The organism is Pedobacter rhizosphaerae (assembly GCF_900111155.1).
Lineage (GTDB): Bacteria > Bacteroidota > Bacteroidia > Sphingobacteriales > Sphingobacteriaceae > Pedobacter > Pedobacter rhizosphaerae.
This window is the reverse complement of the sequence record NZ_FOGG01000051.1, coordinates 1-26665: the sequence shown is the minus strand read 5'-3', so window position 1 is coordinate 26665 and position 26665 is coordinate 1. Positions and strand designations below refer to the sequence as shown.

Below are 26665 nucleotides of genomic sequence, written 5' to 3'. Positions count from 1 at the left end.
CGGGGAGAGATCTTAATAAATTGGAATCAGTAAAAATATAAAAACACTCAAAAACAAAAAGCGGATGGAGATCTTATGACCTACCCATCCGCTAATCTTTTTATAGACCATTTTAAGCCTACTTTTTCAGTGCCCTCAGTTTACTCATATTTCCATATTGTTCAAAAAGGTATTCCTTCTCCAAGCAATTGATGCTGTTAGATTGACTTAAACCCGCATAAAGCCATTCTAAAAGGCCATAACGCAGTTGCCTGATATTGGCCAATGTGGCAAAATCTTCCACAAATTGCCCGGGATTGTTAAAATAGTTTAGCGACAATTCGGTTGCTTCAAATTCATCTCTGCGGTATTGTCCTGCAACCAAATGATTTTCCTGAACAATTAATAACCAGGAGCCAAAGCTGCGTCCGTTAATTTTTCTCCGTTGTTCGCTATGATAAGGCAGCTGCGCAGAAGCAATGAGGTAACTTGCCTGTAAAAGCTGAACAAACTGATTATGCATAAATAAATACTGGCCTGGCTCAGCCGTCGATTCGCTTTCGATCATCGCATACTGATACCATTCTTTTAAACGACGTTTATGCCCTGCCAATGTATCAAAACTGAAAAAGGCCTCTACCATCAGATAGGGATCTTGTACATATTCCGCACTTAATAACAAGGGACAAGTACTTTCATAGGATGTTATGGGTTTGTTGAAATCATCTGTTAATTCCATGCCAGTAATTTGAGGTTAATTGTTAAATTGCATTAATAGAATAAATTTACAGATTGATTGTTAGCTTAGCTAATCAAAAACAGACCAACTTACCAACATTTATAATGACGGAAATTCAGAGATTAAAGGAGGTTATCGGCCTTTTAGGATTTAAAACCCAAAAAGACTTCGCTGATCGCTTAAAATTAACTGCAGGGGCACTCTCTGATGCAACCAGAGGTAGGCGGGGTGATTTAGTCTCACAATCTTTAAAAGACCGGCTAGAGCTGGTGTTTAACCTCAATATCGAATGGCTGGAGTCTGGTATTGGCGAACCCTTTGTCAAAAAAGGCCCTATCATTTCAGAAAGTAAGGAAGGGGTACCCTATTTTGATATCAGCCTGGCCGAAATTGACCATGTACTCAACGAAGAACAAGCCGAATACTTTGTCAACTATAAACCTTTTAACGATTGTACAGCCTACCTGCCCGTTTATGGCGATAGCATGTACCCTAAATATGCCTCTGGCGAAATCATTGCCGTGAGGGAAATTACCAACTACGAAGTACTGCAATGGGGCGAGGCCTATGTGGTAATGATGAATGAGGATGCCAATAGCTTAAGAAGTATCAAATTGATTTACCAGCACAGCAACGAAACCAAATTGATTCTACGCTCCTCCAACCCAAATTTTAAGGGGGATACGGTTGTAGAGAAGAAAAATATTGCTGCGCTTTATATTATCAAGGGAAAAATTACACGCAACCTGATCTAAATGAAGGATTTAGCCTTCATTTAGTGCCGAAACCGATTCTTCTAACTCTTTATACCATTGCTCGCCGTACTTACGGATAAGCGGTCCTTTCAAGAAACTATATACAGGCACCTTTAACTCTCTACCGAAAGTGCAGGCATCATGACAAATGTGCCAGCGATCGTAATTCAATACTTCAAACTCTGGGTACTTGGTAATCCTAATCGGATATAAATGACAAGAAATAGGTTTCTGCCAATCTACTATCCCTTCTTCATAAGCTTTCTCAATGGCGCATTTGGTTATTCCGTTTTCAAATAAAACGTAGGCACATTCTTTGTTCTTATCTACGCATGGGGTGGTTAAATCGCCATCTTCATCTACTACATACACCCCTTGCTCCTCAATTGCTTTTATACCCTTTTCATTGAGCAGGTGCTTAATTTTCGGATAAATATCCTCCAGAATAGCTTTCTCATCATTGTCTAGCGGTGCGCCTGAATCGCCCTCCACACAGCAGATCCCTTTGCATTTATTGAGGTTACATACAAAGTTTTCTTTTAACACATCTTCGTGCACCAGCACCTGTTCAACTTCTATCATCATTATTCTTTTGCTAAAGCATATTTTAGGCCCGTGGCCGACTTAAGTTCCATGGTTACTGCACCTACCAGTATTTCTACCTGCGCCTTTACCGGAACCCTGTTATTATCGTCAGTTACCCAAAGGTATAACCGACTATCTTTCTTAAAAATCCTACCGGGTTTAATGGATGGACTAAATTTCAAACAACGAATATTCCCTAACTTACTTTTAACTGTTTCTTTCCCTATATATTCAATTTCTAGAGCAGATATCTCATCCTGAAGAAAGTAGTTGAGTTTAAACTTATCGCCAATCTTCATTTTACTGATATCCAAACTTCTTGCAAAATAATAGGCAGACACCAAATCAAAAGTTTGATTGGTGGGTGCGGTAAAAGTTCCCCGATTCGAAACCACCTTTTTAGTATCCTGAGTAAACCTGGCCTTGTCCTGCCGGCGGTAGCTTGCTTCTCTAATATTTTCCTGATAAAAATAAGGCAGTAAATCTGTCTTATCGATATACGAATCGTAGTGATCTCTAATTTTATAGAAAATATCAAAAGTACCTGAGGTGGATGCATCAACGGTAAGCTTATAAGTAGGCTTCCCGTCAAATTTCAAATCAGAATTCTGCACTTTTAATGTGCCCTCTGCTGCAGTAATAAATCCATATCTGAGCTTGTAGGTAAGCACCTCTCCCTCCTGAAAAACAGGCTCTTTTTTTATGGGGAGTTGTTGCGCCGTGACCATCAGGGCACAAAACGTTGCTGTAAGGGTTGTCAATAATCTTTTCATTTGCAGTGTGTTTTCATTTGTGTTAAAGGAAAGGTAAAGAATTTACTCCTGGATGCTGAGTTTGACCTCAGCCCGTTTTATGATTTTAATTCTCTAACTCATCCTTTTCAAATTGAATATACAAAAAGCAAACCAAAAGCTAATCCTTTCTCTTGAATACCGGAACGGTTGAGCAGGGCTCACCAAACATAATACTCTTAACCACCGGGGTAAGCAGGTTAGTTACCTCTACATAAGCCGATACCGGAATATCAATATCGCCACAGCCTTTAACCACCACACGTTCATTTCTGTAATCTTCGGGGTTAATCTTAGCCAGCGCCTTAGCGAACATCACTGCCTCCAAAGTATCCAATCCGCCAAAAACAATCTCCTTAGCAAAAGGCTTCATTCTACTGGCTAAAAGCATGTATGCCCATGTAGGCACAATAGCATCAGTTGAACAGATGATGGCTACATTTTTATCTTGATACTGGCTCCAATCGTGATTTTTGATGAAATCTCTAAAATCCTTCTCCTTCAAAATCAATCCATGAAAAAGATTCTCTTTGATATCATAAAGCACACGCTCCTCTTTATCGTAAAAATCTTCCAGATTAAGCGTGATCAATCCACTATTGGCTACTTTATTAATGATGTTTTCCTGGATTTCCATATCGTATAAAATAAAAAACCGTCCAGCCTAAAAGCCTGGACGGTTACAAAATTACGCAATTTCTAATTAATAGAATTTCACGCGATTGTCTTTTATCTTCGCATTGTCTTGTAAGGCCTGGAAAGCTGCGCTTAACGAACGCTGACCAAGGCTTAACAACATACCTTCTTTTTGTTTGAACATATTCGCGATTGGAGCAGGATTAGTAAATCCATCAACCGAGAACACATACACACCACGGTCGCCTTGTACCGGAGCAGATACTTTTCCTGGCTGAGCACCAAATACGCTTCCTACCAGTGCATTTTCTTGTGCTACACCTGGGATAATCGGGTTAGCAAAAACAATGTTCTGAACAGGATTAACCGTACGGCCAACTTTAGCAGCAATCTGATCTAAACTAGCTGCACCAGCTTTTTCAAATTTCTCTTTTAGCAACTTAGCTTTAACAGCATTGCGAACCATTGGCTCAATTTCTTTTTTTACCGCTTCTAAAGGCAAGGTACCTTTAGGGTTAACGCTCGTTAATCTGGCTACAACATAAGCATCAGTCATGTTGTAGATTTCCGGCAATACATCACCTTTATCTGCTTCGTAAGCTGCCTGAATTAATTTACGAGGGTTATCTAAACCAGGAGCGAATCCTTGTGTTGGCGTTACTTTATCTGCAACAGCTACTTTATAACCTTTCTCTTGTGCAAATTTATTGAAGTCTTTTCCTTTAACATCGTTTAAGAAAGTACTTGCTGCCTTGTAAGCCGCTGCTTGTGTTTTGCTACTGGCACTTAAAGCTTTCTCTATATAAGCTAACTTAACTACTTTAGAGTTACCAATTTGTTTTTCAATTTTGATAACGTGAACACCAAACTGAGATTTTACCACTTTAATATCTCCGGTGCTTCCACCGAAAGCAGCATTTTCAAACTCAGGAACCATAGTGCCACGGGCGAAAGTACCTAGCTCGCCACCTTTATCTTTTGAACCGTCAACGCTGTAAGTTTTGGCTAATTCAGCGAAATTACCACCTTTAGCAATTAAGCCTTTTAATGAATCAGCTAACTTAACCGCTTTATCTTCACCACCAACTTTTGCAGGATCGATTAAGATGTGAGCAGCCTTAACAGAATCAGGTGAGAAACGGGTATCTACTACTTTAGCAATTTTGTAAGAGTTACCTGAAAGTTTAGGGCCATAAAAACTTCCTGCCGGCAAAGCAAAAACTACTGAATCTACAGCTGGATCTATTTTACCTTTGGTTAAGAAAGTATAAGGAACCTTAACGTCAGAATTTACAGCTGCGAACAATGAATCATTTTTAGCTAATTTGAAATCGGCAGCAATTTTCTCTACCTGATTTTTAATGGCTAATGAATCTGCCGCTGTTGGACTGATGCTGAAAGTTACATATTCAAATCCACGGCTTTCTTGTGCGTTGTTGAAACGCGCTTTATTTTGCTCATAGTAATCTGAGTAATCAGCATCACTCAATTTAACTGAAGCGTCAGGAACAGAAGTATAATCTAAACTTACATATTTGAAGTTAGCTAACTTGTTACGGTTAGTATACTCATCTGTAGCCTCTAATGAAGTTACATATACCGAGTTGCGAACCAAATTAGTGTACTTCGTTTGCAAAGCCTGGTTTTTAATCTCCTCTTGAAGCATGGCAGATTGTTGTAAGGCCTGAGGCTCTTTCGATTTAAGAAAGTTCATCAAAGTAGCACGATCTAACTGGCCAGTTTGAGGATTAGAAAAGTATTGTTTGATCAATGGGCTTGGGTTAGCGCCTTGTAATAAGTCTAACAATTCATCTTCAGAAACGTTAAGACCTAAACGATCATATTCTTTAGTCAACAAAGCTTTAGCCAACTCAGCATTCCAAGCCTGATCTACAGCCATAGCAGTCATTTGTGCATTTGCACTACCACCATATTGTTGTTTGAACTGATTAACACCTTGCTCAACTTTCGGTCCGAACTCATCAATACTGATTTCATTCCCGTCAATCGAACCCACTACCTTTTGGTTTGCTGCCCAGAAAGGCTTACCCACGTTAATTGCATCGCCTACTAAAAATGCAACAATTGCAAAACCAATAGCAAAGACTAGGATATAGCCTGCTCGGTTACGCAAAAATGTCATTAATCCCATATTGTACTTTATAAATTTATTTAGTTTTTTTTAAGAGGGCGCAAGATACAAATTTGCCTTAAAAAAGAAAACACAAAATTTTATTTATCAAGTGTTTGTTTTTTAAGGAAATAGCGGCGTTAATTAAATGAGAGAATGATTGAATGACTGAATGATTGAATGAATAGCTAAGCGGTCAAATTCTATGGAACTATCACATTCTACCATGGACTCATTTAATAATTAAAATGAGAGAATGAATGGATTAGAGAATGATTGAATGGCTATAGCAATGGAAAAATATTAGTAATTAAGTTTTTAAACGCCACATTCACTAATTCAATCAATCACTAATTCACTCCATCACTAATTCAATCATTAACTAAGGTGCAATGCCCTCTTTCATATTCAGCTCCCCGGTAGTTGTACTCATTTTATAGGTGCTAAAATCTTGCGGAGCCTCAAAATTGATTCCTTCACCGATACTACCATCAGAACCCCTTACATAAACCTTCTGATTGGAATAAAAAAGCTTTCGGGCTTCATCCCAGATTAATTCTTCTGAAGAAAATGTACTCCCATCAGCGTTTTTAACCACTACATTCTTTCTAAATTCAGTTTTCAGTTCAGAGTCTTTACGGATAGCATAATCACAAACCAAAGTCCCATCAATTGTTCCTTTCGGATTGTAAAAATCAATTTTTACCCCCTTAATCATTTCCTGATAGCTACCGCCTGTTTTAGGGGTTACTTTATCCAGGATAGGCGCATTACCAACGGCTTTCACGCGGGCAGAATCACTATAAGTAATTTCTACACCATAGGTACGATCACGCGTTAGGGCTATCTTTTCACTGGAAATGGAACTTACATTTTTAAGATCATCATCACCACAGGAGGCCAACAATATGGGCATCCCGAGTAACCACGCATATAAAAATGTTCTGATGTTCATTAGTCTACTCTATATCTGCGGAACCAGGTATCGTTCAGCGTAAATCCAAGGTGGAAATTGATATACTGCTCTTTAACCAGATTATTATTTAAAGTACCTCTTTGTCCAACTTCTGTTGTAAAGTTAATTTTATAGAAGGCACTACCTGCATTTGCACTTGGCAACGGGAAACCGAAACCTAATGAAGCTCCCATTTGCTTAATATCCTGATTATTGATCTGGATGTAAGTTTTATCGTAAGATACCCCTAAACGGTAATCCATACGCTTTAAGTAACTGTTATAAGAAGTGTAGTCTGGTGTCCACTGTCCACCTAATGAAGCACCCCAGCTATTTTGCAAGCCCTGATTTACATTATTGATGCTGGTTGAAGACCACTTGCTCATTCTGAAATCTGCGCCGATGAGCCACTTATCATTCTGCTGAATGGAAATACCAAAATTATGCGTTAGAGGCAATGTCAGGTTCGAACGACCATTATCAATAGCCGATAGCGTATCGATAGCCGTATTTTCATTTCCGGCGGCATCTCTTGTGTAGTGCGTAGAATAAAAAGTTTGTGTTGAATTCACCTTACCTGAGCTACTACCAGAATAACCCAAAGTAACCAAGGTCTTCTTGCCTACATTAAAATCATATTGAATACCGTATGAGTAGCTTAACCCACCTACACTATTCTTGTTTTGTAATTTAGCATTAAGCGATCCTACTGTGTTGTATTCGGTAGAACGGGTTGTTTGAAGATTACCAAAAAGGTATTCTACGTTACCCCCAATTCTAAGGTGATCTCCAAAGCGACGACCGTAGCCAAAATATGCCTTTGATAATCCACCCTCCCCTTCGTAAAGCTGATCTACTGAGGTGGTATCTATTTTAACCGTATTGCGGTAAGAGTAACCCAAATCTGAGTAAGGTAAAATACCAAAACTAATGGCCGATTTTTTTCCGGTAGGAATGGCAAAAGCCAAATGGCTAAAGGTAGCGTTGAAACTCGTTTCAGTTAAATTATTACGGGATAAACTGGTTAAACCGGCACTCATACCAATATCAATTGTAGTTAGGTTAATTCCCGCATAAGATGCAGGATTCTGCATATTGATATAGTTAAATCCGGTAACCTTGCCTACTGCAGTGGAAATTCCACCCATTGCACGCAACTGAGGAAGTAAAGAACCTTTGATATTTCCAAGTCCGTATCTTGAATATGGAGATGATGTAGTAACCTGAGCCTGAGCACCTAAACCACAAACTAGAACGAGAATGGCCGCAATATAATTTATTCTTCTGTACATTTTAATCTGCAATAGCTTCATTTAATCCTTTTAATACAATGAAGGCATCTTTTACTATTTGAGGCGCAAAGATGCTGTTTTGTAATTGTTTATACAAAAAATTAGCATCACCTCCCGTAATAATTACCCTTAAAGCACTCTCTTTTTTATTATTTATGGCAATAAAGCCTTCAATCTCATTAACAATCCCCTGCAAAACGCCGTTTCTTATGGCCGATGGGGTATCTGTTCCTTCTTCAATATCTGCTTCGGCATTCCAATCTACCAAGGGTAACCTTTTTGTAAATTCATGCACCGCTTTGAAACGCATCTCAATCCCTGGACTTATACTTCCTCCCCAATAGGTCGAATCAGATAGCAGGAGATCATAAGTAATGCATGTTCCAGCATCGACAACCAAACAAGCACCAGCCGGGAAGCTCCCTTTTGCACCCAATATAGCTGCCCACCTATCCAAACCCAAGGTGCCTGGTGTTTTATATTTATTTTCTACGCCATTGGTTAACAAAGCTGAAAACCGCGTATAATCTGTATGCGATTTTAAAAAATCTTCCAGTAGATTGATGTCTTGATTAACGCTGCTAATAATCGATTTGCTGATCGAAAATTCATTCACTAAGCTTTGCAACTCTTGTACGCCAAGCTTATTCAAACGCTGATGGTGGACTAACTCCCGGTTATTAAAAACCGCAATCTTCACCGATGAGTTACCAATATCAATACTTAATCTGTTCATTTAAAGCTTTTGGTGTAAAACTTCGTGCCACAAAGCTATTAATCTTTGACAAGTTTCGTTCTAGTTATTTGTTAAAAAAGGTTAAACAAAAAGAAAGTACTGCACCGAAAGAGCAAAAAGCAAGAACAAAGTTTCATAAAACCAGCGCTTTTTCGCATTACTAAAGTAGTAGGCTAAAAGTACTGCACCCGGAGGAACGCAAAGGAGAAAATGTGAAATCCTGAATTGTGGTTTTAAGTAAAAGCTTGCCCCAGCCACAATAAACATGAAAAATAGTAACTGAAAACCTTTCCGGGTACTGATAAAGCTCCTGAAAAAGTTCTCTCTTAACTGTAGCGATGCCAGAATAATAATCACGGCTACCGGAATAAGCACCAGATAATCATTGTAGTTAATTTTAAATACTGAAGGGAACTTATTCACTAAGGGTTTCCAAATCTGATAGAAAGAACTAAGGTTATCTTTCCAATAGTAAAATACGGCCAAAAAGAAAAATATGGTAATGAAACCAATTAATCCGGCAACCCACTCGCGCCAATTAAATGACCTAAAAAGCATCAGGGCTAAAAAGATCATTAAAAGCATGGCCATAAATGGAAAATAGATTAAAGTACCTATCCCTATAATCATCCCGATATCGAAAACCGTGGTGATGGAGTTAGCGCTCTTGCTCAATTTTAAAAATTTATCAATAATCCAGATCAAGAGAAAATTACAGATCATTGCCGGACTCAAAATCATAAACGGCATAAAAAGACTGGTTCCGGTTATAAACATCAACCCCGGAAGAAAGCTCGGCTTAGCCAATAAATTATGATTGTTAATTACCCGGTTAAAAATCAACGCCTGTACATACACCACCACTGTGGCAAAGAAAATATTTGCACTGGGTGATAAAGCATTTTCCAGGTCGATATAAATGAGTAATCGGTTAAAAGATTCTACAAAATCAAAATTGACCTGAGCGGGCAACTCGTAAAAGATGGCTATACGCATAAGGAATGTATATGCCAACAAAAAAACGAGGTTAATTGGATTAAGTTTTCTAAACTGATTAATCATGCCGATTTAAAGAGTAGGCAAAGTAAAGAAAAATACTTGATAAAGCTTGTCTAGTCAGGAGACCAAAGTCATTAGTCTCGAGTTAGATTATCAGTCGAACAGTATCATCAATTAAGCAGTTTTTACACTTACGTTGCTGACACACAAAGTAACTAAACAGCTCGTTCAAAGGGCACTTCCAAAGTTCAGGATTTCACCATTCTGTATATTTCAAGGAATCTTGTTATCAAGGTACATATAGACTTATTCTCCTAAAGTCTATATCTCAAGTTTAGAAAAGTCAACTAACTCTTTAGCTTCCACATTCAAAAACCTAGCATAGGTAGCTAGATGACTAATACTGGTATTGACCTGACCTAGCTCTGTTCTGGCGATTTGACTCTGCGAAACTTCTGTAAGTAAAGATAGCTGTTCCTGTGATAGCCCTTTGCTTTCTCTAAGCTGTTTAAGTCTTCTACCAAAGTTTCTGATAAAATCATTGTCCTTTAAATACTTCACAGAACAAATGAACATCTATTAAAAACGATATTTAATAGCAAATTTGCTATTAAATAAATATCTTTGTAAATTAGACTTATAAAAAATTAATTAACGAATGAATATTGCAGTTCTCTAATTAGTGAAGGAATTGCTAACAAGCCTCGCAACTAAATCTGACAATTTAATCCCGCGAGCCTAAGTTGAGCAACCAAACCTCTATATTTGTTATAGGGTTGGTGCTCACTTATGTCTTTGTGGGAGTCCTTCTGAATGGAAGGGAGGCTTTGTCAGAGCCGAGTTACAACAGATTAAGTGAGTTGCCAGCCTTATTTTAGACTGGCAAACACGCTGAGGCTTATTTAATGGAAAAAATTAAATGAGGTCGAGATGAAGTCATCAAAAAAATTACCGATAACAACCTACTTAAGATATTTTGCCAAATTTAAGGAGGGGAACGAGAGAGGACTAGAGTTTTTCTACAAACTTTTATATCCTAGAGTATATTACTATGGAGTTAGGTACATAAAAGATGACGTGAAAGCTAGTAGTATCGTAAACGAAGCGTTCTTAAAACTCTGGCTGTCCAGAAAAATAATTACAGGTCCTGAACATATCGACATGTTCGTAAAGAAGCTGACTTCCGATGGATGTAGAGCATACTATAAAACTTCGACCAATAGGTTTAATCGAAACATGCTACGGCTGGATGATATAGAAAATTACCAGGAATTTATCGGTGGATATGATGTTGCATGGGAGGATGACCCAGAAATACTTTATTCCCAAGAATACACCCACGAAGAAAAGACAAAGTGGGAACGAGTCGAAGCAGTTATACCTAACCTCAGTCAAGATCAACAGCTTTTCATCAAACTCTGTATTAAATATTCATTTGATTATGGCAAGATGGCATGGCATATTGGTGGTATCTCCGATTATCAGGTAGCAAGAAAAGTCGAGAAGACACTCGAATGTCTAAAGGCCGTTATATCAGATACAGAAAAACTCAGTAAGATTCAAAAAAACAGCAGGTTCAGTTTCGAAGGAGATGTAAATGAAGAGCAGTCGATGATCCTCAAGATGAGGTATGAACTCCAGTACAGCTTTTCGGAAATTGCTGAAGCATTAAGTCTTGATCAAGGATACATTCAGAAAGCTTTTGCTGCCGCTTCACTTAAAATCAGGAAAGTTAAAATTAGGTAATATGGAAAATAATACGATGACTGTTACACGCAAAATACAGCTGGTGATCGATTCCAATGATAAAGAGGTAGTCAAACAAGCGATCGAACAACTGTACAACTGGCAATGGATTTGTTTCCGAGCGGCCAACATGATCATGAGCCATCACTTTATTCAGGAACGGGTCAAGGATTTCTTTTATCTGACCGAGGATATCAAATTAAAGATAGCAGATGAAAAAAAGGAAGAGAACGGAATACTGAAATCATCCCGCCAAAATACAACATACAGACTACTGTCTAACCATTTTAAGGGTCAGATTCCCACAAATATTCTCAGCAACCTTAACAATACCCTTATCTCCTATTTCAATAAGGAAAAGGATGCATATTGGAAAGGAGAAAAATCGCTTCGAAACTACAAACGTAATATCCCTTTACCCTTCGGCGCAGAGGTAATCTCTAAATTAAGTAGGACGGCTGACAACAGGAACTTCAGCTTCAGGCTTTTTCAGATCCCCTTTAAGACCTATCTCGGAAAAGACAGATCGGACAAGAAGACGATGCTCGAAAGGATTATAGCCGGAACCTTAAAACTCCGAACCAGTAATATACAGTTGGACAAAGGAAAGATATTTCTACTCGCGGCCGTACAGATCGAAAAGGAACAGCCCTTTCTTGACGCTATGGTAATCGCCGAAGCCTCTTTATCTATAGAACATCCGGTAACAGTAAAGATCGGTAACTGTGAGCACGCGATCGGCAATAGGGAGGAATTTCTCCACCGCAGACTAGCAATACAGGCCGCAGTAAAGCGGGTCAGAAGCGCAATAACTTTCAACAGCGGAGGTCATGGCAGAAAGCGGAAGATGAAAAGTGTAGAAGACTATCGGCACATGGAGAAGCGTTATGTTGAGCAAAAATTACATATTTACAGCAGGATGCTGATAGACTTCTGCATCAAACATCATGCAGCAACGCTACTGCTCGTCAACCAGCAGGAAAAAGAAGAAATAGCCAAGGAAGACCACTATCTTTTACAGAACTGGAGTTACTACAGTTTGAAGGATAAGATTAGCTATAAAGCGGCAAAAGCAGGCATACAGGTAATAGTAGAATGAGATAAAAGGAGGTTTTTTGCAGAACCGTAGGGTGAGATACAATATCCTCACAAGCCGATAAACTGGCATTGCAATGGCGGACTTCATGTTACACAGAAAATATCAGTGGTTATGAAATCGCATTAAAATATAAGAGGCTGCCTGTACAGCCGTAGGGTGAGGGCATTGAATCCTCGCTGACTTTTTCTTGATTGGAGAGTAAGGTATTTCATATCATTTGGAATTTAAGATACAGTTACTATGGTTTTTCGCAAACACATTTTCCTGATCAAAATTAAGATATAGCGCTCTATTGTAATCCGTATGACACCTGCCTTTAACGTACTGAAGGAAACAGGTCCCATATTGACTTGGCCGTAACTATAAATAGAAGGTTATGAGAGAAATTAAAATTATTTTTAAATATCTGAATTACAGCTATTTGAAAAAAGAATCTGGCTACATATCTAGTAGTTGCTTTTTCAATGTTAGACCGAGCTTTCCAGTCTCGACATTAAATACTTGGCACTCTTTTTCCGTACCTCTTCACCATATCATCAATAATCTTCGCGGTTTCATCCGGAAAATCAAATTGGTGCTTTTGGGGATTCGCTACCCATTCCTTTAAAACAGGAAGCCAGTTCCGGTTACTGCCCCAAATTACAGGTAAGCCGAATTGCTTCAGTGCGTATGCATTACATTGCTGCTCAAATTGAAAACGCATTGGTGCCACCAATAACTTCTTCTTAAGGTAAAGTGCTTCAGCCGGGCCTTCAAAACCGCCTCCGGTAAACAAGCCCTCGCAGGTAGCTAAACTCTTATTGAACTTCTCATTATTTACGGGTTCTACCCAAACGTTTCCTTCCTGGTAGGCCACCTTGCTGTGCTTAGAAAACACCTGCCATTGTACCTGTGGAATCTGAACCAACAGTTTTACCAGCCTTTTATCATCAATAGCAGGAAGGTATACGGTATAATGACCTAAATTTTCATTTTTAAACTGGCGAATCTCCGAGCGGATTACCGGCGTATGGATAAAACTATCGTACCGATCAAAATGAAAGCCAATATGATGGGTTGTTGGTGCGTAATGACTTAAAATAATCTTCCCCCAATCCAGGGTTCTTGGTCGGGGAACTTTTTTAGATTTAAAAGCTGCCTGGTGACTTAAAGAAACGCTTTCTATACCTTGAAGCTTACAGGCCCAGGCGCTCACAGGCTCAAAATCATTTACAATCAGATCGTAATCTTTAAGCGGTAGCTGCTTCATGTCTTTCCTAAACCGGAATAGATTCATGTTCATCCAGGTTTTAAAATGATGCACCCCTCCTTTTTTACCAAAAATAAAGCTAAATCCGTGGAGCTGATATTTAACCGGCTGGCTTAATTTAACATCGGCCTGTGTGCCACTCACCAAAATATCCAATTCACCGTACTGCTGTAACAACGGAATAATTTCCCTTGCCCGGCTAATGTGTCCATTTCCTGTTCCCTGGATTGCGTAAAGTATCTTCATGATTTTGCCCGAATATCAAAAAATTATTGGGCAATTTCATACTTAATTGTATGCAAAAGTAAATTTACATCCAATTTCTGTTTTAAATCTTCGGCATCAGAAAGAATCCCCTCGTCTACCTCATCCTTAACAAAATCCTTATGATCATATTTAAATACCGTCCAGCTTTGATTCTGATATTCTAAGGCAGTAAGGCTCTCTACCCAATCGCCACTATTTAAATAAGTTACTTTCCCTGCTTCTGAAATTATTTCTCGTTGCTCTGCCTGGTGGATGTGGCCACAAACTACATACTCATAGCCTTTCTCTATGGCTAACTCTGCAGCAGTTTGCTCAAAGCCGTTAATAAACTTAACAGCATCCTTAAATTTGGCCTTAATCTTTTTCGAGAAACTCATTTTCTCTCTTCCCAATGCAGTAAGCACCCCGTTTACAAAACTATTGATCAATATAAGCGTATCATAACCCACTGCGCCCATTTTAGCCAGCCATTTGGAGTGTTGCATGGTTACGTCAAATACATCGCCATGGAAGAACCAGGCTTTTTTACCATTCAATTCTAAAATCAGTTTGTTTTGAAGGTGGAAGGTACCCATCTCCATGCCATCGAATTTACGCAGCATTTCATCATGATTTCCTGTAAGATAATGTACTTGCACCCCCTCAGAAACAAATTTCATCAGTTTACGGATAACCTTCATGTGCGATTCAGGCCAATAGCTTTTACTAAATTGCCAGATATCAATGATATCGCCATTTAAAATAAGTGTTTTGGGTTTGATGCTTTTCAGGTACTTCAGTAACTCCTTTGCATGACAGCCGTAGGTACCTAAATGCACGTCAGAAATGACTACGAGCTCTACATTTCTTTTATCCATAATCGAGAATTTTTAGGGGAAGTGGTTTTGTTACCGCTTAAATGAAACAGTTTAAGTTTATCATAACTGTATTTACCAATCTTCTTCCTCATCGAGTTTTACCTCAAATGGGCTAAAGAAGTAGAGTACAACAATTAACAAGCAAATGGCGAAAAAGGATTCTAACATTTCAGCAAACTTACAATACAAAGGTAAGATGCTGTTTATCAACTAAATGTTACGACTCTGTTAAATTTATCGCCGAAAAGCTAAAATATGTTAACAGCCTAAAAAACAAAAAACCCATAGCAGGGAATGCTATGGGTTTTCAATATGATAAAAGAAATTTAGCCTTTCGCTTCTTTCTTCTTTTTTTGTTTATTTTCCGAATAGAAACCTAATCCAAGACCTGCCAACAGGATTAACGAACCAGCAAGAGAGATTTTCTCACCTGCATAATAAGATGTTGGGTGGAACTTAAATTCTAACTTGTGGTTACCAGCTTCAAGTTGAGCAGCACGCAACACATAATCTGCTCTGAAATAAGGCTTTTCAACTCCATCAATATACATTTTCCAACCTTTGTTGTAGTAAATTTCAGAGAAAACCGCAATTACATCTTTAGCCGATGAATATTCGTAAACCAAGTGATCTGGATTATAACTGGTAAGTTTAATAAAACCTTCCACTCCTGTTCCCAGTCGTTTTGTATCGATCATACTTTTGAAACTCTCGTCAACGATGGCCTCCTTTTTAGCATCGAAGCTGCTAATCGCTTTCATTTCCTCGTCGGCATTTTTAGCATATTGAACGCTTTGTACAAACCAGGCATTGCCACAAGCTGTAGGGTTACGCTGCATTTTATAAGAACCATTTTGAGGATCTTGCGTAATCACATATTTGGTGTTCAACATATCTAAAACATCCTGATTGATGCTTTTAGTTAATTGATGATCTACCAGTTCCTGGAAACGTTTCAGCCTTGCTGAGTGGAAACCACCAACTGTTTTATGGAAGTAAGAAGTTTCAGCACTTTTAAACGGATCGCCTAACGACAAATCGAAAACCCTGAAGTTTGGATCTTTATCCGCAGAAATAAAATTATCTACATCACGTGGCTGATAGTGGTTAGCCAAATCTGATATACTTACAAAGTTCTGGTTATTTAAGTAACGGCGATCTACCTGCCATAAATCGATCAAAACAAACAATGCCAGTAAGCCAAAGGCTAAAGAAGCATTCATTTTTTTGGTGATGAACGCCCAACTTAGTCCGAAACCGATAGCAATAAACAAAATCGAACGTAAAGCATCGGTACGAGCCAATGAAACCCGATCTGCAATGATGGCATTACTAATCTGCTCTGCAGCGCCTCTGTTATTTTGCAACATCTGCGTTAAAGCATCAACTATTTGTGATTGGTTTGAAGTGGTGAAACTGAAAAACGCTGTAGGGATTAAGGCAATAATTAAAGCAAAACCAGCTGTAATTCCAGCCGACCAGGTTAAACGCTTAACCAAATACTTTTGATCGTATTTACCCTCTTGCGCTTCTTTGATGGCCAAAATAGCCAATAAAGGAACCAATAAACCAACAACTGCCAATATAGATTCAACCGCTCTGAATTTATTGTACCCCGGAAGGTAGTCGAAGAAAATATCAGAGATTAACGGGAAGTTTTGTCCGAAAGAAAGGAACAGCAAAAGTACACTCGTGCCTAAAATCCACCATTTCCATCTGTGTTGAACGATAAACAATCCAAAAACAAATAAGAAACAGATAATGGCTCCAAAATAATATGGCCCTGATGTACCTGGTTTTTCTCCCCAATACTGGTTAGCGCCTAAATTTTGAGCAAAATAACCAATGGCTTGTCTTGGATCAGCGCCTTGAAGATTTTTCTCTATCGCTTTGTAAGTATTGCTTTCTGGTTTAATCAAATCATCAATACTACTTGCACCACCATATAAATTAGGAATCAGGAAAGTAAAACTCTCCCCTACGCCCTGGCTCCATTGGTAAGCATAAGCTTTATCAAGGCCTGTAGCGGGTTCTGCTTTATCTGTAGTGAGGTTAGATTTGCCACGAATGGTTTCTTTTCCATACTCGTAGGTTGTCCAGAGCGTGCCTGCATTAACCAACAGCGCCACTACGATGCCCGCAGCAACATAACCAACAGATTTACCAAAAGTAGCTAACTGCTTAGCTTTAAAGGCATGATACAATTCTATACAAGCTAAAATAAATAAAGCAATGAATAGATAGTAGGTCATTTGAATATGGTTAGAACGAATTTCTAAGGCCATAAAAAGCGCTGTTAAACTTGCTCCTACTAAATATCTTCCCCTGAGGGTTAAGATAATACCTGCCAATATTGGCGCAAAAAAACCAATGGCGAGGGCTTTATTGCTATGCCCCGCGGCAATAATAATAAAGTTATAAGAGGTAAAGGCGAAAGCTACAGCACCTGCCGCTGCAAGCCATGGATTGATTTTGAGTACACAAAATAATAAGTACGCACCCAAAAGATAAACCAATACGGTTCCAACCGGATCTGGAAAAACGCCTTTAATGACATCAATACCGTAGGTAGTAATATTAAGTGGATATTGAACCCAGATTTGATAGGCCGGCATACCGCCAAACATCTGGTTAGTCCAAAGAGGGCCTTTGCCATCCTTTTCCTTAATATCCATAATTTCCTTTTGCATGGCTTTTGCCTGCAATACGTCGCCTTGTTGGGGCGCTTTTCCCTGTAAAACAGGACTGAAGTATGCAAAACAGATGACTACAAAGATTGCAATGATGGCCAAATGAACGCCATTTTTATTAAACCAGTTATTCATTAAGGTTTGTTTAAGTTTTAACGAACGTCAAAAATAAAAATTTGGGCGGTATAAAAAAGGAATTATTAAAGGGAAAGCGAATAATCAATTAGATTTGTGTGAAGAAGTGTCCTATTAACCTGTTAATGATGAGAAAGTTTAGCATTACCCTATTTGTAACCTTTTGGTTTTACACTGCCTTTTCGCAAATTGTTGGCCTAAATAATACTGAGATTAACCGCCTGAAGGCAGATATAGCTAAAAAAGAAGCTATAAATAAGGAATTTCATGCTTTTGAACAATCCACGATAAATTTTCTCACCGATCAGCCAAATCCCATAGATACTATTCGAACAGAAGGTTTGTTAAAAGGAAATCCACTCAAGCAGAAGACTGCCACAGCCTTGCAGGATATGAATAAAATGTATGCCACAGCTTTGCTTTACCGCTTAAGTTCGGATAAAAAATACCTCAATAAAAGCATTGAATTTCTGCGTGCATGGGCTAAAATTAATCAGCCAAATGGCGATCCTATTGATGATACGAACCTGGAAAAAGCTGTGGAAGCTTATGATTTAATTAAGGGCCAACTTTCGAAGCAAGACAAGGCTTTAATTACGGGTTGGCTTAAGCGCACTGCCGAGGCAGAAATAAATAGCAAAAGAATGAAACCCGGCCGTGCTACAGCGATTAATAACTGGAATGCACATCGCTTAAAAATTGTTGGTTTCATCGGCTATGCCATTAACAACCAGGAATTAATCAGCTGGACCATTGAAAACTTGAAAAAGCATATTGAAATTAACCTATATGCCGATGGGACCAGTATCGATTTTAAGGAAAGAGACGCAATGCATTACCATATTTATGATTTAGAGCCCATGCTGAAGTTGGCTATTGTTATCAACAGAGCTAAAGGAGAAGATTTTTACCACTATCAAAGCGCCAAAGGCTCTTCCATTCAGAAATCTGTGGAGTGGTTAATCCCCTTCGTAAAAGGAGAAAAACAACACGAAGAATATGTAAATACGAAAGTTAAGTTTGACAGAGACCGGGCGAAAAACGGAGAAGCGGGCTTTGCTGCAGGAAGCTTTTTTAAGCCAGCCATGGCCCTGCCGGTCTTCAAATTATCATCCTACTTCGACCCTGGCCAGCAAAGTCTTTTACCCCTTATGGAATATAAAGCTACCTGGCAGAATACGGTGGATGGGATGAGGAGTAGAAAGTGAAAAGTTTAAAGTAAAGTTCAATTTTCAAAATAAATATATTTTCAATAATTTTTGAAAGTTTAATAATATAGCTATATTTGTTCATGGAATTAGCAGCAGCAAAACTGAAGTTTATCGAAACCTGGGGAAAATTAGGCTCCGAATGGGGAATAAACCGTACAATGGCACAAGTGCATGCACTGTTGCTGATTTCCCATGAGGCACTTACCACCGAAGAGATTATGGAAACGTTGAGCATCTCCAGAGGTAACGCCAACATGAATCTGAGAGATTTAATTGGCTGGGGATTGGTAGAAAAACAACACAAGGCAGGAGAGCGCAAGGAATATTTCTTTGCAGACAAAGATGTTTGGAACATTGCCCGTCAGGTAGCTAAAGAACGTAAAAAAAGAGAGCTTGAACCGGTATTAAAGGTACTGGCAGAACTTTCCACGGTTAAAGGCGATGAAAAAGATCCTGATTTTAAAACCTTTAACAAATCTGTAACCGATATTAATAAATTGGCCAACAATGTTGATAAGACCTTAGAAACCATGTTAAAAGCAGAAGAAAATTGGTTCTGGGGATCTGTACTCAAAGTTTTTAAATAAAACTGCATAGACATAAATAACCAAAGCCTTAACCGGCTTTATTTTTTAAACTAATCTTTCATTTTTTACTGAAAGTTCAATACTTAACAAAATGAAAACACTTCATCACCACATCATCTTATTCGACGAGGAATGCCCTATGTGCATGGGCTATACGCAGCTGTTCGTTAAAACCGGGATGCTCGATCAACAAGGGAGGGTTTCTTACCAAAAAATGCCTGCTGAGGTTTGTCCTATTGTTGACAGACAAAGAGCTGTAAATGAAATTGCGCTGGTTAATATTCAAAATGGCGAGGTTACCTACGGGATTAAAAGCCTTTTTAAGGTGATTGGTTACAGCATGCCCGTTTTCAAGTCATTGTTTAATTTTGCTCCTTTTGTTTGGCTGATGGAGAAATTATATGCCTTTATCTCTTACAACAGAAAAGTGGTTATCCCCGCAGCGATAAAAACACCGGGGCTACAACCCGATTTCAAACTAACCTATCGCATCGCTTATCTCCCCTTTACCTGGTTAGTTACGGCCTATATTTTAACCCGTTACTCTGTCCTTTTAACCGACTTTGCTCCTTTAGGTGGGGAATATAGAGAATACCTGATTTGTGGAGGACAAATTGCTTTTCAAGGCTTAATTATCCTGTACTACAGAAAAGAAAAGTTTTGGGATTATATGGGTAACATGATGACCATTTCTTGCGCAGGAGCACTTTTACTCTTAATTGGATTAGTAGTTGCAAATGTTACCAGCCTCCCCAGCATTTATTATCTCCTTTATTTTATGATGGTAGCAGGGCTCATGCTGCTGGAACATTTGCGCAGAAGCAAATTGTTACAACTGGGCTTTTTATTAAGCATTACCTGGGTGCTTTACAGATTAATGGTTTTAGGTTTAATTCTAATTTTTTAGTGATGAAATACGGTAAAATTATACTTGCTGGCGGTAACGGATATTTAGGTGGTATCTTAGCCAGACACTTTAGCCCTTTGGCAGAAGAAGTAATTATCCTGGCCAGAAAACCTCAACCTACACAAGCCAACATTTCTACACTGGTTTGGGATGCCAAAGCACCTGGAGATTGGACTAAAGCACTGGAAAATGCCGATCTATTGGTAAATCTATGCGGCAAAAACGTGAATTGCAGATATACCCCTGAGAACAAAAAAGAAATTATAGATTCAAGGGTGATTCCGACCGAATTATTGGGCAAGGTGATTGAAACCCTGATCAATCCACCCAAGCTATGGATTAATGCTGCTTCTGCTACTATTTATCGCCATGCAGAAGATCGCCCACAAGATGAAAAGACCGGAGACATTGGTTATGGCTTTTCTATAGCGGTGTGCAAAATCTGGGAGAAAACTTTTTTTGATACCGAAACCCCCAACACCCGAAAAATTGCATTAAGGGTTGGAATCGTAATGGGCAGGCATGATGGCGCATTCCCCCGTTTACTCAACCTGGTGAGGTGGGGCTTAGGCGGTAAGCAGGGCGATGGCACACAATATCTAAGCTGGATACATGAACAAGAAGTTGCCCTGATTACCGAATGGTTAACCGAACACGAGGAAATTCATGGAGTGGTAAATTGTACAGCACCTGAAGCCATAAAGAACAAAGATTTTATGATGCTGATTAGAAAAACTTATGGTATTCCGTTCGGGTTGCCTACACCTGCCTGGCTGTTGGCCCTGGGTGCTAAAATCATCGGCACGGAAACTGAACTGATCTTAAAAAGCAGATGGGTAAAACCGCAAATACTTTTAAACAGCGGTTATCAATTTCAATACGGCCACATCAAAGAAGCCATACACGATATTTTAAGTATAAACCAATAATGGAACTGATTTTATTAACCACAGACATTAATGCTCCCGTTCAAAAATGCTTTGATCTTTCGAGAAATATCGATCTGCATCAACAATCGATGCAACAGGCTAAAGAAAAAGCCATCGATGGCAAAACCTGTGGATTGATAGAACTCGGAGAAAGTGTTACCTGGCTGGCCAGGCATTTTGGCTGCTCCTTTCGAATGACGAATCAAATCACCGTCATGGAAAAACCTTTTCGTTTTATAGACGAGATGACCCGAGGTCCATTTAAATCACTAAGGCATCTTCATCAATTTAATGCCAGAGATAACTTTACCGAGATGATTGATGTGTTTGAATTTGAGGCACCTTTTGGTTTTCTGGGCTGGATTGCAGAAAAAACCTATCTTAAATATTATATGAGAAGGCTGTTAGTGAAACGGAATCATTTTATCAAAGCCATTGCTGAAAAACCCTGATACCAAAATGCCCCGAATCTCTTCGGGGCATTTGTTATTTAACTTCTTCGTAATCTACGAAATCACCCAGTTTATCCGTTTTACCCTGATCGGGTTTCGGTGGCATATAATCAATAGAGATCGAGCCTTCTGGTTTTTGTCTTTTTTGCTGATATTGCTGGCCCGTGGCCTGTTGTTGCATTTTACTCGCCATGTTATTGAATAACATGGGCAGAATCAAACGAATTAGCATCCGGATAAGCCAGAGTACCAATATGGTTATAAATATGAATTTAAATAATCCTAGTACCATCTTTAATTTACACTTTATACAAATATAGACGTATAGGGAATTAATTTGTTACCTTTTTCGCCTTTAATTGCAATTTCATTACAAAAGTTTATTCTTCTACAATCTCACAAACTCGCCCAACCTGCCCGTCTTCCAATTTTACCTTAATCCCTCTAGAATGAAACGCAGCTGAGGTTAAAACGTTTTTGACCACGCCATAAGTTACATTTCCTGATCGCTGATCCTTCTTTAAAATAATCCCTACTTCTAAGCCTGGGTAAATGTCTTTTCTGTTTTGTCCTTCCATTTTAACTTAATCTTTTGCCTTTAAAAAACTCAAATTTCAACAATTAAAAGCAAAAATTAAGGCAATCTGGCAAAATCTATTTCTGGTTTCTTCCCCTTTTCACTCCTGGTTAAAATTGTTTTAGGTGTTGTGTAGTGATTAAAGAAGCCGCAGTTTTTCAAAAAGAAAGCGCCCTGTTCTATTCCACCTGCATAATCCATACGATACCCCTTGGCTCCTGTATTATCTGTTGTAAAACGTGCTTTACTTAACTCTATCCAGTTGCCCTTATCATCGCAAATCCACTGATTATCAAACTTCACCATACGTGTTTGATCACCTTGTACCGGAGAAAAATTTTCCAGGAAAGAGTGAAAACGCTTTAGATAAGTTTGCGTTCTTGGTCTTTTAAAGCTTGCTATCAATTGCCATTTATTAAGTTCTGGAGCAAAGAAATAGGCCGTATAGGTTGTTGTACTGTCAGTTCCCGGTACACCGTGAAGTAGAAATCTGTAGGTATTCCCTGCTTTCCACATGTAGTTAAGATAAGATTGCCCACCAGCACCTTCATTACCAAATTCGCCTGTATGCACACCCTCTCCTTTTTTTAACATTTTAATTCGATGTGATTCGGGGATGCTTTTAGGATCATCGGTATTAAACGGACTCCACACTGAAAACAGGATATGCCTTTCGGTCGGACTATTTACCTGCATTCCAAAGTAACCCTCACCAAATCCGTTAGCCATAAAGTACGATCCCAGCAGATCTTCACCCGGAGGTACTGTTACTTCATTATAATACCATTCTGCATTTACGCCATCTGGCTGAATATAATTTAAATGCACCGATGGGCCTCTTCTTCCCCAGTGAAAGAAGTTCCCTTCATTGTTTTTAACATAAGACGTTTTCGCTGTTATAGCCGTACCTGATACACTCAAAGCTTGTAATGAGGGGAACTGATCTTTAGTTTTGTCGATACCCTTAATGGTGAGTGCAACATAACCAGTATCTTTAATTTCCCAGGTTCCAATGGATAGGGAAGCTTTTTGTGTTTCCTCGAAAGTTACTTTTTTGCTTTGATTGTGAATGGTAAACGCCAAAGTTGATTTGCCTTCTACCGCAGTGTTACCTTCGGTGTTGAAGGTTAATATTCCGGGTTGATTTACCCTAATGTACACCGTAAAATATTCTTTGGGATCTGTCCAGTTCTGAATCCCCCGATTGGTAACAGTCCTGCCACCATCTCTATGTTTTGAGCTGTAAGCATTCCCACCGAGTGGAATGGATAGATTTTGGGCTTGAACATTCAAACCCAGGCCGCTAAGTACGATTAGCGACAATAGTTTTAAAGATTTCATTTAATATTTGTTTAGATAACTTTTGAATACAAGTCTAATTCAAATATTTGAGATGAAAGGGTATTAAACTAAAACGTTACTTTGTTTGGGCTCATTGATCATGTTTTTACACCTGAGGCACAAAGAAACCCTGGTTGACTCCAGGTATATCGGGCTTCCTAAGTCCCCTACTGTTTTTAAAGGATGTAAAACATTGGGAATATGAATAAAGATGCTGAAACAAGTTCAGCAAGACGATTTCGGTGAAAAAGACTATTAAAATGTGTTATCAATAAACCATTCTGAAAACCCTTTCCAAAACCCGTCACCCTGAACTTGTTTGAGGGTCTTTCTCTATAAACCACCTAAAAGTTGCTAAAAAAATGTCAGCAGTGACGAATACTGAGGGGTAACACCAATGAACGATTGAACCATTGAACCAATGAACTAATATCCCTCCCTACTTTGGAAACTTCTCATTGAACATTTTTTCTAAGGCAAACATTTCATCACGCAGTTTAGCGGCAAGTAAGAAATCCATGTCTTTAGCTGCTTTCTGCATCTCTTTACGGGTATTATCAATGGCTTTCTGCATCTCATTTTTACCCATATACTGTACTACCGGATCGGCCGCTATGCTGATTTCTGCATTTTCCACATAAGCACGGGCTTTGTTATCACTCGCTTTTTGTGAGAAATCCAATACGGAAGTTTGTTCCAGAATCGCCTCGCGTGATTTACCAACTGTTTTAGGAGTTATACCATGTTCAGTATTATAAGCAATTTGTTTTTCTCTTCTTCTGTTGGTTTCATCGATGGTTTTCTCCATACTATCGGTCATGCCATCAGCATACATGATTACGCGACCCCGATCATTACGGGCGGCACGTCCAATAGTCTGAATCAAGGACTTCTCCGAACGTAAGAAACCTTCTTTATCTGCATCTAAAATAGCCACCAGGGTAACTTCAGGTAAATCTAGTCCCTCCCGCAAAAGGTTAATCCCTACTAAAACATCAAATTCCCCTAAGCGTAATCCCCTTAAAATCTCTACCCGTTCCAGCGTCTTAATTTCCGAGTGGATGTAGCGGGTCTTAATGTTTAGGCGGTCTAGATATTTTGTTAATTCTTCGGCCATACGCTTAGTTAGCGTAGTGACTAAGATTCTCCCCCCATCTTTAATCGTCAGGTCTATTTCATCTAAAAGATCATCAACCTGATTAATTGCCGGGCGTACCTCTATTATTGGATCCAACAATCCTGTAGGACGAATAACCTGCTCTACCACAACCCCTTCCGATTTCTCCAATTCATATTCAGCAGGTGTAGCACTTACATAAATGGTTTGCGGAGCTAAACCCTCAAATTCATTAAAGTTTAGGGGTCTGTTATCTAAAGCAGCTGGCAAACGGAAACCGTACTCCACTAACGAGAGTTTACGAGATCGGTCACCACCATACATGGCTCTAATTTGCGGTACCGTTACGTGACTCTCATCGATCACCATGAGGTAATCTTCCGGAAAATAATCCAGCAAGCAGAAAGGACGCATACCTGGTGAACGGCCATCAAAGAAACGTGAATAATTTTCAATACCGGAGCAGTAACCCAACTCTTTCATCATCTCGATATCGAAATTGGTTCTTTCTTCCAGGCGTTTGGCTTCCAACAGATGTTTATCGGCAATAAGCTGGTTTTTACGGATTTCAAGCTCTTCCTGAATACCCCAGATAGATTGAGTGAACCTGTCTTTAGGAGTAACAAATAAATTGGCCGGATAAATGGCCATGTCTTCCATCTTCTCGATGGTTTTACCAGTCACCGGATCAATAGCGGATAATTCTTCAATGTCATCGCCAAAAAAGGATATCCGATAGGCATAATCCAGGTAAGCTGGAAAAATATCAACCGTATCGCCCTTTACCCTAAATGTTCCACGTTTAAATTCTGTAGTGGTGCGGGCATATAAGATTTCTACCAAACTGTGAAGAAAAGCATTTCTAGAAATTCGCAAACCCACTGCAAAACGAAAAACCATTCTGGAGAAGTCTTCAGGATTCCCCATACCATAAATACAGGATATTGAAGACACAACAATGATATCGCGCCTCCCACTCATGAGCGAAGAAGTGGTACGCAAACGCAACTTCTCTATCTCTTCGTTAATGCTTAAATCCTTCTCAATATAGGTGTTGCTAGAAGCGATAAATGCCTCTGGCTGATAATAATCGTAATAAGAAACAAAGTAGTTGACCGAATTTTCGGGAAAGAACTGCTTAAACTCGCCATACAACTGCGCGGCAAGGGTTTTATTGTGGCTGAGGATTAGCGTTGGCTTCTGAGTTTGCTCAATAACATTGGCTACAGTAAAGGTTTTACCGGAACCGGTAACCCCCAAAAGCGTTTGATAATGCTCTCCGGCATTAACACCTTCTACCAATTGTTTTATTGCGCCGGGCTGGTCGCCAGTCGGCTGATATTCTGACGTGATCTTAAATTTCATGGGTAATATCAAATATACGATTTTTTCATTACCATGGTTCGTGTCCAACGAACCATCGTCAGTAATCTTTATTGCTCCCCTAACCCATCGCTCGTGACCCACGAGCCATGGCGATTATTTCATGGTCCGTGAGTCACCATAAGTGTTCGGAAGAATTTTATTTCTCCCCATAAGTTGATAATTTTCATTTAGGCCAAGGATGATTAGTGCCTATTTTTCCTCATGGAAATCAGTCAACTACTTTCATTATTGCCAGAAGAGAGGTTAACCGAACTTGCCTTATCCACAAATGTGAATAGGTATTCCAAGAAACTTCAGGGTGAGCTTGTTTTCAAACTATTGCTCCATTGCATTCTCTGTTTTAAGGACAATAGTTTAAGGACGATGGAATCTGCCTATGAATCCATTGCATTCAAATTATTGAACGCCGATAGGAAAAGTGAGAAAATTAGTTTTAGTTCAATTAGCGAAAGACTTTCAGTTATTGAACCATTATATTTTGAAAAGCTGTACGAAACCTGCATTGAAACTTACGGTA

The 26665-nt window shown here is 39.1% G+C and carries 26 protein-coding genes; 9 read left to right on the top strand and 17 right to left on the bottom strand.

Annotated features, from left to right (window positions below; all coding sequences use genetic code 11):
• Nucleotides 1-118 precede the first annotated feature (118 nt).
• Nucleotides 119-718: a hypothetical protein gene (locus BMX11_RS22710; RefSeq protein WP_090889432.1), complete on the bottom strand. Its 600-nt coding sequence runs from the start codon at nucleotides 716-718 to the stop codon at nucleotides 119-121.
• A gap of 104 nt (nucleotides 719-822) precedes the next feature.
• Between BMX11_RS22710 and BMX11_RS22705 the strand changes: the two genes are divergently transcribed.
• A complete protein-coding gene (locus BMX11_RS22705) occupies nucleotides 823-1473 on the top strand; it encodes a LexA family transcriptional regulator (protein ID WP_090889429.1) in 651 nt (216 codons plus the stop codon).
• A 9-nt stretch (nucleotides 1474-1482) separates the two neighbouring features.
• On the opposite strand, the gene BMX11_RS22700 is transcribed toward BMX11_RS22705, so the two are convergent.
• From BMX11_RS22700 to BMX11_RS24865, 9 genes are all read right to left on the bottom strand, one after another.
• Entirely contained in the window at nucleotides 1483-2055 is a 573-nt protein-coding gene (locus BMX11_RS22700) for a DUF3109 family protein (RefSeq protein WP_090889435.1), read from the bottom strand.
• Nucleotides 2056-2057: 2 nt separating this feature from the next.
• A complete protein-coding gene (locus BMX11_RS22695) occupies nucleotides 2058-2831 on the bottom strand; it encodes a DUF3108 domain-containing protein (protein ID WP_090889426.1) in 774 nt (257 codons plus the stop codon).
• Between the two features lie 139 nt (nucleotides 2832-2970).
• A complete protein-coding gene (locus BMX11_RS22690; protein ID WP_090889423.1) occupies nucleotides 2971-3486 on the bottom strand; it encodes a DUF2480 family protein in 516 nt (171 codons plus the stop codon).
• 66 nt (nucleotides 3487-3552) lie between these two features.
• Nucleotides 3553-5637, bottom strand: a complete 2085-nt coding sequence (locus BMX11_RS22685) for a peptidylprolyl isomerase (protein ID WP_090889420.1) — start codon at nucleotides 5635-5637, stop codon at nucleotides 3553-3555.
• 361 nt (nucleotides 5638-5998) lie between these two features.
• Complete coding sequence (locus tag BMX11_RS22680) at nucleotides 5999-6571, bottom strand: LptA/OstA family protein (RefSeq protein ID WP_090889418.1); 573 nt, start codon at nucleotides 6569-6571, stop codon at nucleotides 5999-6001.
• Nucleotides 6571-7863: a BamG family beta-barrel-assembly machinery protein gene (locus tag BMX11_RS22675; RefSeq protein WP_245738746.1), complete on the bottom strand. Its 1293-nt coding sequence runs from the start codon at nucleotides 7861-7863 to the stop codon at nucleotides 6571-6573. Before BMX11_RS22675 ends, BMX11_RS22680 begins: the two co-directional genes overlap by 1 nt.
• A 1-nt stretch (nucleotide 7864) precedes the next feature.
• Entirely contained in the window at nucleotides 7865-8599 is a 735-nt protein-coding gene (locus BMX11_RS22670; RefSeq protein WP_090889409.1) for a type III pantothenate kinase, read from the bottom strand.
• 81 nt (nucleotides 8600-8680) lie between these two features.
• Nucleotides 8681-9595 carry a DUF6427 family protein gene (locus BMX11_RS22665; RefSeq protein ID WP_245738745.1) on the bottom strand — a complete coding sequence of 305 codons (915 nt, stop codon included), beginning with the start codon at nucleotides 9593-9595 and terminating at the stop codon, nucleotides 8681-8683.
• A gap of 324 nt (nucleotides 9596-9919) precedes the next feature.
• Nucleotides 9920-10174 (bottom strand): helix-turn-helix domain-containing protein, encoded by a 255-nt coding sequence (locus tag BMX11_RS24865; RefSeq protein ID WP_090889403.1) that lies wholly within the window; start codon nucleotides 10172-10174, stop codon nucleotides 9920-9922.
• Nucleotides 10175-10528: 354 nt separating this feature from the next.
• Between BMX11_RS24865 and BMX11_RS22655 the strand changes: the two genes are divergently transcribed.
• Together BMX11_RS22655 and BMX11_RS22650 are read left to right on the top strand one after the other, a co-directional pair.
• Nucleotides 10529-11344 carry an RNA polymerase sigma factor gene (locus tag BMX11_RS22655; RefSeq protein WP_090889400.1) on the top strand — a complete coding sequence of 272 codons (816 nt, stop codon included), beginning with the start codon at nucleotides 10529-10531 and terminating at the stop codon, nucleotides 11342-11344.
• A gap of 1 nt (nucleotide 11345) precedes the next feature.
• Nucleotides 11346-12443, top strand: a complete 1098-nt coding sequence (locus tag BMX11_RS22650) for a hypothetical protein (protein WP_090889396.1) — start codon at nucleotides 11346-11348, stop codon at nucleotides 12441-12443.
• 493 nt (nucleotides 12444-12936) lie between these two features.
• Here BMX11_RS22650 and BMX11_RS22645 read toward each other — a convergent pair whose 3' ends face one another.
• The 3 genes from BMX11_RS22645 to BMX11_RS22635 form a co-directional block, all read right to left on the bottom strand.
• Entirely contained in the window at nucleotides 12937-13938 is a 1002-nt protein-coding gene (locus BMX11_RS22645) for a glycosyltransferase family protein (RefSeq protein ID WP_090889393.1), read from the bottom strand.
• 23 nt (nucleotides 13939-13961) lie between these two features.
• A complete protein-coding gene (locus BMX11_RS22640) occupies nucleotides 13962-14816 on the bottom strand; it encodes a UDP-2,3-diacylglucosamine diphosphatase (RefSeq protein WP_090889390.1) in 855 nt (284 codons plus the stop codon).
• A gap of 326 nt (nucleotides 14817-15142) precedes the next feature.
• Entirely contained in the window at nucleotides 15143-17641 is a 2499-nt protein-coding gene (locus tag BMX11_RS22635; RefSeq protein ID WP_090889387.1) for a YfhO family protein, read from the bottom strand.
• Nucleotides 17642-17766: 125 nt separating this feature from the next.
• Between BMX11_RS22635 and BMX11_RS22630 the strand changes: the two genes are divergently transcribed.
• The 5 genes from BMX11_RS22630 to BMX11_RS22610 all read left to right on the top strand — a co-directional run bounded on the left by BMX11_RS22630 (nucleotide 17767) and on the right by BMX11_RS22610 (nucleotide 21727).
• On the top strand, nucleotides 17767-18849 hold the full coding sequence (locus BMX11_RS22630) for an alginate lyase family protein (protein WP_090889384.1): 1083 nt from the start codon (nucleotides 17767-17769) through the stop codon (nucleotides 18847-18849).
• A gap of 83 nt (nucleotides 18850-18932) precedes the next feature.
• Complete coding sequence (locus BMX11_RS22625; RefSeq protein WP_090889381.1) at nucleotides 18933-19439, top strand: GbsR/MarR family transcriptional regulator; 507 nt, start codon at nucleotides 18933-18935, stop codon at nucleotides 19437-19439.
• Nucleotides 19440-19530: 91 nt separating this feature from the next.
• Nucleotides 19531-20346, top strand: coding sequence for a DCC1-like thiol-disulfide oxidoreductase family protein (locus BMX11_RS22620; RefSeq protein WP_090889378.1), 816 nt, complete (start codon nucleotides 19531-19533; stop codon nucleotides 20344-20346).
• 2 nt (nucleotides 20347-20348) lie between these two features.
• The gene (locus BMX11_RS22615) at nucleotides 20349-21275 is read left to right on the top strand and encodes a TIGR01777 family oxidoreductase (RefSeq protein ID WP_090889376.1); all 927 of its coding nucleotides are present in this window, start codon (nucleotides 20349-20351) and stop codon (nucleotides 21273-21275) included.
• Entirely contained in the window at nucleotides 21275-21727 is a 453-nt protein-coding gene (locus BMX11_RS22610; RefSeq protein ID WP_090889373.1) for an SRPBCC family protein, read from the top strand. Before BMX11_RS22615 ends, BMX11_RS22610 begins: the two co-directional genes overlap by 1 nt.
• Nucleotides 21728-21761: 34 nt before the next feature.
• Here the strand turns inward: BMX11_RS22610 and BMX11_RS22605 are convergent, their stop codons facing one another.
• The 4 genes from BMX11_RS22605 to uvrB form a co-directional block, all read right to left on the bottom strand.
• Nucleotides 21762-22019 (bottom strand): DUF4834 family protein, encoded by a 258-nt coding sequence (locus tag BMX11_RS22605; protein WP_090889370.1) that lies wholly within the window; start codon nucleotides 22017-22019, stop codon nucleotides 21762-21764.
• Nucleotides 22020-22107: 88 nt separating this feature from the next.
• Nucleotides 22108-22305 carry a YwbE family protein gene (locus BMX11_RS22600; RefSeq protein WP_090889368.1) on the bottom strand — a complete coding sequence of 66 codons (198 nt, stop codon included), beginning with the start codon at nucleotides 22303-22305 and terminating at the stop codon, nucleotides 22108-22110.
• A gap of 56 nt (nucleotides 22306-22361) precedes the next feature.
• Entirely contained in the window at nucleotides 22362-23645 is a 1284-nt protein-coding gene (locus BMX11_RS22595; protein WP_090889365.1) for a DUF3472 domain-containing protein, read from the bottom strand.
• Between the two features lie 439 nt (nucleotides 23646-24084).
• Nucleotides 24085-26127, bottom strand: coding sequence for an excinuclease ABC subunit UvrB (gene uvrB, locus BMX11_RS22590; protein ID WP_090889361.1), 2043 nt, complete (start codon nucleotides 26125-26127; stop codon nucleotides 24085-24087).
• A 222-nt stretch (nucleotides 26128-26349) separates the two neighbouring features.
• Here uvrB and BMX11_RS24600 point away from each other — a divergent pair.
• Nucleotides 26350-26665 (top strand): hypothetical protein (locus tag BMX11_RS24600; RefSeq protein ID WP_394332681.1); only part of this gene is annotated, 316 nt, incomplete at its 3' end.

Coding starts and splice junctions, on each gene's coding strand:
- BMX11_RS22710 (WP_090889432.1), bottom strand. CDS start 718: ATGGAATTAACAGATGATTTCAACAAACCCATAACATCCTATGAAAGT.
- BMX11_RS22705 (WP_090889429.1), top strand. CDS start 823: ATGACGGAAATTCAGAGATTAAAGGAGGTTATCGGCCTTTTAGGATTT.
- BMX11_RS22700 (WP_090889435.1), bottom strand. CDS start 2,055: ATGATAGAAGTTGAACAGGTGCTGGTGCACGAAGATGTGTTAAAAGAA.
- BMX11_RS22695 (WP_090889426.1), bottom strand. CDS start 2,831: ATGAAAAGATTATTGACAACCCTTACAGCAACGTTTTGTGCCCTGATG.
- BMX11_RS22690 (WP_090889423.1), bottom strand. CDS start 3,486: ATGGAAATCCAGGAAAACATCATTAATAAAGTAGCCAATAGTGGATTG.
- BMX11_RS22685 (WP_090889420.1), bottom strand. CDS start 5,637: ATGGGATTAATGACATTTTTGCGTAACCGAGCAGGCTATATCCTAGTC.
- BMX11_RS22680 (WP_090889418.1), bottom strand. CDS start 6,571: ATGAACATCAGAACATTTTTATATGCGTGGTTACTCGGGATGCCCATA.
- BMX11_RS22675 (WP_245738746.1), bottom strand. CDS start 7,863: ATGTACAGAAGAATAAATTATATTGCGGCCATTCTCGTTCTAGTTTGT.
- BMX11_RS22670 (WP_090889409.1), bottom strand. CDS start 8,599: ATGAACAGATTAAGTATTGATATTGGTAACTCATCGGTGAAGATTGCG.
- BMX11_RS22665 (WP_245738745.1), bottom strand. CDS start 9,595: ATGCGTATAGCCATCTTTTACGAGTTGCCCGCTCAGGTCAATTTTGAT.
- BMX11_RS24865 (WP_090889403.1), bottom strand. CDS start 10,174: ATGTTCATTTGTTCTGTGAAGTATTTAAAGGACAATGATTTTATCAGA.
- BMX11_RS22655 (WP_090889400.1), top strand. CDS start 10,529: ATGAAGTCATCAAAAAAATTACCGATAACAACCTACTTAAGATATTTT.
- BMX11_RS22650 (WP_090889396.1), top strand. CDS start 11,346: ATGGAAAATAATACGATGACTGTTACACGCAAAATACAGCTGGTGATC.
- BMX11_RS22645 (WP_090889393.1), bottom strand. CDS start 13,938: ATGAAGATACTTTACGCAATCCAGGGAACAGGAAATGGACACATTAGC.
- BMX11_RS22640 (WP_090889390.1), bottom strand. CDS start 14,816: ATGGATAAAAGAAATGTAGAGCTCGTAGTCATTTCTGACGTGCATTTA.
- BMX11_RS22635 (WP_090889387.1), bottom strand. CDS start 17,641: ATGAATAACTGGTTTAATAAAAATGGCGTTCATTTGGCCATCATTGCA.
- BMX11_RS22630 (WP_090889384.1), top strand. CDS start 17,767: ATGATGAGAAAGTTTAGCATTACCCTATTTGTAACCTTTTGGTTTTAC.
- BMX11_RS22625 (WP_090889381.1), top strand. CDS start 18,933: ATGGAATTAGCAGCAGCAAAACTGAAGTTTATCGAAACCTGGGGAAAA.
- BMX11_RS22620 (WP_090889378.1), top strand. CDS start 19,531: ATGAAAACACTTCATCACCACATCATCTTATTCGACGAGGAATGCCCT.
- BMX11_RS22615 (WP_090889376.1), top strand. CDS start 20,349: ATGAAATACGGTAAAATTATACTTGCTGGCGGTAACGGATATTTAGGT.
- BMX11_RS22610 (WP_090889373.1), top strand. CDS start 21,275: ATGGAACTGATTTTATTAACCACAGACATTAATGCTCCCGTTCAAAAA.
- BMX11_RS22605 (WP_090889370.1), bottom strand. CDS start 22,019: ATGGTACTAGGATTATTTAAATTCATATTTATAACCATATTGGTACTC.
- BMX11_RS22600 (WP_090889368.1), bottom strand. CDS start 22,305: ATGGAAGGACAAAACAGAAAAGACATTTACCCAGGCTTAGAAGTAGGG.
- BMX11_RS22595 (WP_090889365.1), bottom strand. CDS start 23,645: ATGAAATCTTTAAAACTATTGTCGCTAATCGTACTTAGCGGCCTGGGT.
- uvrB (WP_090889361.1), bottom strand. CDS start 26,127: ATGAAATTTAAGATCACGTCAGAATATCAGCCGACTGGCGACCAGCCC.